Source organism: Methanoculleus sp. DTU007 (assembly GCF_001512385.1).
GTDB lineage: Archaea > Halobacteriota > Methanomicrobia > Methanomicrobiales > Methanoculleaceae > Methanoculleus > Methanoculleus thermophilus.
On sequence record NZ_LFRO01000025.1, the window covers coordinates 1 to 4,428 of the forward strand.

Genomic DNA, 4,428 nt, shown 5'->3' on the forward strand with positions numbered 1-4,428 from the left:
GCGGCCCCGAGGATGCCGGAGAAGATGATCAGCCACCCGACGACGAACGCAAGCCTCCTCCCGAAGGCGTTTTTGACGTACTCGTACTCGGCGCTCGCGCGGGGGAACATCGACGAGAGTTCGGCGTAGCCGAGCGCACTGAAGGCGGCGATGGTTGCGGCGACGGCGAACGTCAGCCAGACGGCGCTGCCGGCCATGGCGGCGGCTTCCCCGAGCAGGGCGTAGATCCCGGCCCCGAGGATGATCCCCACACCCGAGAGGGTGACCGCAGGCAGTCCGAGTTCGCGCCGGAGTCTCGTTCCGGAAGTCGAACTGTCCCGATCCTCGTTCGGCATATATGGTCGTATGTGCCTGCAGCATTTATGGATATCCGACGACGGCTGCCGGGCCCCGGCACGATACGCCGTGCGGCCGGGAGCATCACCGCCGGAAAGCAAGGAAAGGACACGGGACGGGGCACCGCATAACGTATAAATATCTTGCTTGCCCCTCATGGCTTCCCTGCACAAGCGGGGGGAAGTGAATCGATGGCACAGAGCGTTATTGACATCTTAAAGCAGGAGCACGAGATGGTGCTCTCGCAACTCTCGGAACTCTCGAGCAAGGGCACGAGCAGCCGGGAGCAGAAGTACAGCACCTTGAAGGAGAACCTCATACCGCACATGATCGGAGAAGAGCAGGCCGTATACCCGAAACTGATGGACTCGGGGATGAAGGAGATGACCCTCGAGGCGATCGAGGAGCACAACGCGGTCAAGACGCTCCTATCCCAGCTCGACAGCGCATCGTCCTCAGAAGAAGACGTCTGGGTGGCGAAGATNNGGCAAAGAAGAGCGCGATGCCGATGGCGGCACGCTGAGCGGCCGGGCGAAGGTGTCGGCACCTCTCTTTTTTGGCCGGGACATCCCGGGCGAAACCGTTAAGTCCCTCATCCCCTATTCTCCCCCGGACGGAGGACGCATATGCCGCAGATTCTTGAACTGATCCGGGAGGACCACGGACTCATCGGGGTGCTCTTCGACGACCTCGAGAGCAACCCTGAGACCCGGGACGTCCGGTGCATCACACTGCGCCGGGAACTGACGGGCCACATGTACGCGGAGGAGGCCACGCTGTATGCATGGCTCCGGGATATGGTGCCGGAAGAGATCCGGAGGTCGCTCGACGAACATGATGCTGTTCGTGCTGTGCTTGTACGCTTCGAGAGAATACCGCTCCGGGACGACGCCTGGATGCCGGGGCTCCGCGAACTGAGGGGGGAGATCGAGGCGCACTTCGCGACGGAGGAGGGGAGGGTCTTTGCCCTGGCGGAGCAGCACCTCAGCCAGGACAACCTCTTTGAACTTGGCGAGACGTTCCGGCAGGAGAAAGAGGCGGCGGCACAGACTGCGGTGGTGTGACCTCCCGGTGCTCCACGGTCGCGGTCAGAGCACCGCGCCTCTGCCGCATGCGTGGGGCCGGGGGGAGAGACGGGCCACGAGAGGTCCCCGCCGGAGGTGGTGAACCTATCGAGTTAATGCCATTTATTCAACAAATGAGTAAAGTTAAATAGTTTAGATATATATTGAGAGTATGGTGCCACTGCATCTGCGGTGCATCATGAGAGCAACGGAATGCGGAGGAACTGGAATACCAGATGAAGATCCCCCGTTGGCAAGAGGCTGATGAAGTAACGATCACGCCCTGAATTCTCATAAGCATCAACGTAATGAACCAGCAGGTCACCCGGGAGGAGCTGAAGGGGACGCGAACCGTCATCCGGGTGCCTCTGGAAACGCCATGGAAGCCGGGCGGGAACGGTGTCACACCGCCCCCCGCCCAACCTATTCTACCGCTGCTTTCCTCCATGGGCTCTCCGTAGAAGCGGATTCATCCCGGACGGGTGGCAAAATATATCATTTACATATCCCGAAAGTAAATCACATTAACAACTATTATCCATGCAGAAGTCTGATTGACCTTCTATGGACGTTCTCATCACGAGCGGGAGGACGATCGCCCAGGGCGGAGAACTCTACTACAAAGACATGCCCCGGTACTCCGAAGAGACGGCACGCTGTTTCGTCAACCCGTTCGATCTCCTGGAACTCGGTGCTGCGGCAGGCGACTCTCTCCTCCTCTCAACCGCCACAGGAGAAGAAGTCTTCACCGCCACACCCTGCGACGATCTCGTCTCCGGGACCGTGTTCATCCCCTGCGGGCCGCACGCAAATGCCATCCTGCATGCGACCACGCGGGGGACCGGTGCCCCTGACTACAAGTGGCTGAAAGGGACGGTGACCCCGACACGGAGACCCCCGCGGTCGGGCTGGGATATCCTCATCGAGGAAGGCGGGGCCGCATGCCCTCCGGTGCCGGCACTCCCCGGCGGAGAAGACGACGAAGTCGTGACCGTCAGCGATGTCGTCTGCCCGCTCTGTGGGTGCCTCTGCGATGACCTCGTCGTGAAGGTCGGGGACGGGGCCGTCAGGTCGGTCGATAACGCATGTTCGCTCGGCTCAGAGAAGTTCCTCTCGCAGAGCCGTCTTATGCACCCGATATCGAACGATGGAGGCACCTGGAGCGCGATCGACTTTCAGGAGGCGATCCGTTATACCGCAGAGGTGCTCGCCGACGCCGAACGACCGCTCCTCTTTGGGTGGAGCGGGACGTCCGCGGAGGCACAGTGCATCGGCATCCATATTGCCGAAGCGATCGGGGGCGTCATCGACAACTGTTCGTCGATCTGTCACGGCCCCTCGATCATGGGCATCCAGGAGGCGGGCCACCCGGGGTGCACGCTCGGTACCGTGAAGAACCGGGCCGACGTCGTGATCTACTGGGGCTCAAATCCCATCGAGTCGCACCCCCGCCACCTCTCCCGGTATACGACGTTCGTCAACGGGAAGTACCGGGAGAACGGGCACCATGACCGGGTCCTCATCGTCGTGGATATCAGGAAGACCGATACCGCGAAGATCGCCGACGAGTTCATCCGGATCAAGCCGGGCGGGGATTACGCCGTCTTTTCAGCCCTGCGGGCAATCCTCAGGGGCCACGCAGACACCCTTCCCGCAACCGTCGCCGGCGTCCCGCGGGAGAGGTTGATCTGGCTCGCCGACCTCTGCAAAAACACCCGGTTCGGGGCGCTCTTCACGGGGATAGGCCTGACCCAGTCCCGGGGCAGGTACAAGAACGTCAGGAACGCCATTGAGCTCGTCGACGAACTCAACCGGCATACGAAGTTCACCCTGACCCCCATGCGCGGGCACTGGAATGTCAACGGCACCAACCAGACGTTCTCCTACCTTACGGGTTACCCCTACGGCGTCGATTTCTCCCGTGGGATACCTTACTACAACCCCGGCGAGACGACGGCGGTCGACCTGCTCCGGCGGGGCGAGGCCGATGCATGCCTCATCATCGGCGCCGATCCCGGGGCGCACTTCCCGAGGAGGTGCAACGAGCACCTCGCGAAGATCCCGACGATCGTCATCGATCCGTTCGTCTCGCTCAGCACCTCCTTTGCGGACCTCCACATCCCGGTCGCATGTGTGGGGATCGACTGCGAGGGGACGGGCTACCGGATGGACTCCGTCCCGATCCGGATGAAGAAAGTTCTCTCCCTGGGTCTCCCAACCGACGAAGAGGTGCTGTCGCAGATCCTCGCCCGGGTACAGGAGAGGCGCCAGCCATACGGCGTAAACGTCCAGAAGAGGATCCCTTCGGAAGCGCCGCCGGTAGCATGATGCGCGCCGCCGGGGTAAAGGCAAATAGTTCGACTCGCGACAAAAGTTAAATATACTCCACCGCCAACAGATAGAATGGTGCTGCCGCAGTGGCGGGCATCCTTGAGATCCAATCTTTAAACCTCAATTCCAACGCCGGGAACGGGAAGAGCCCGACCGGGCATCGTGCCGGATGTCCCGGGAGGCGCTGCACCCCCCGGTCTTTCAGTTTTATCGAGAGTGTTATGTAAACGTGCGTTACGCAAAAGAACGATCAAACAAACACTGGCGCTCGCACAGCAACGAATCAAGAGAAGAAATACTCGAAGAACAGTTTTCAGAGTAAAGGGAGGTAATAGCAGCGAGTTACGCTTCCCGAGGACTCGCGTACCTCAGTACTACGCAGCACGTGAGAGGGCTTAACTGCTGGGTTCGGGATGAGTCCAGGTGTTTCCCCTCTGCTCTGGCCGCTATTATCGCTTGGCCGCTGATGCGGCCAAACTGCTGAAAGCCAAGGCCCGGACTTGAACCGGGGTGTAGTTGATCTGCAGTCAACCGCGTAGCCGCTCCGCCACCTTGGCCTGTGTGTTACCTTCTATAGGTGTACCACCTGGGTATTTAAGGTTTATCACCTGTTACTTTTACCAAGGCGGGCCAATAGAAGAGCAGGTTTCTCATGGAAGGGAGGTACTAGCAGCGAATCGTGCTTCCCGAGGACTCG

4 protein-coding genes, 1 tRNA gene and 1 rRNA gene are annotated in these 4,428 nt (G+C 60.5%); 3 read left to right on the forward strand and 3 right to left on the reverse strand.

Annotated features, from left to right (window positions below; translation table 11 throughout):
* On the reverse strand, positions 1–335 hold a 335-nt coding region (locus ACI94_RS02550; protein WP_286681051.1), incomplete at its 3' end, for an APC family permease.
* A 192-nt stretch (positions 336–527) separates the two neighbouring features.
* On the opposite strand from ACI94_RS02550, the gene ACI94_RS02555 reads away from it, so the two are divergent.
* From ACI94_RS02555 to ACI94_RS02570, 3 genes are all read left to right on the forward strand, one after another.
* Positions 528–923: a hemerythrin domain-containing protein gene (locus tag ACI94_RS02555; protein ID WP_286681052.1), complete on the forward strand. Its 396-nt coding sequence runs from the start codon at positions 528–530 to the stop codon at positions 921–923.
* A gap of 39 nt (positions 924–962) precedes the next feature.
* Complete coding sequence (locus ACI94_RS02560) at positions 963–1,400, forward strand: hemerythrin domain-containing protein (protein ID WP_286681053.1); 438 nt, start codon at positions 963–965, stop codon at positions 1,398–1,400.
* Between the two features lie 564 nt (positions 1,401–1,964).
* A complete protein-coding gene (locus tag ACI94_RS02570) occupies positions 1,965–3,728 on the forward strand; it encodes a formylmethanofuran dehydrogenase subunit B (protein WP_353743239.1) in 1,764 nt (587 codons plus the stop codon).
* A 332-nt stretch (positions 3,729–4,060) separates the two neighbouring features.
* Here the strand turns inward: ACI94_RS02570 and rrf are convergent.
* Positions 4,061–4,182 (reverse strand): 5S ribosomal RNA (gene rrf, locus ACI94_RS02575).
* Between the two features lie 34 nt (positions 4,183–4,216).
* Positions 4,217–4,288, reverse strand: a tRNA-Cys gene (locus tag ACI94_RS02580).
* Between the last annotated feature and the right edge of the window lie 140 nt (positions 4,289–4,428).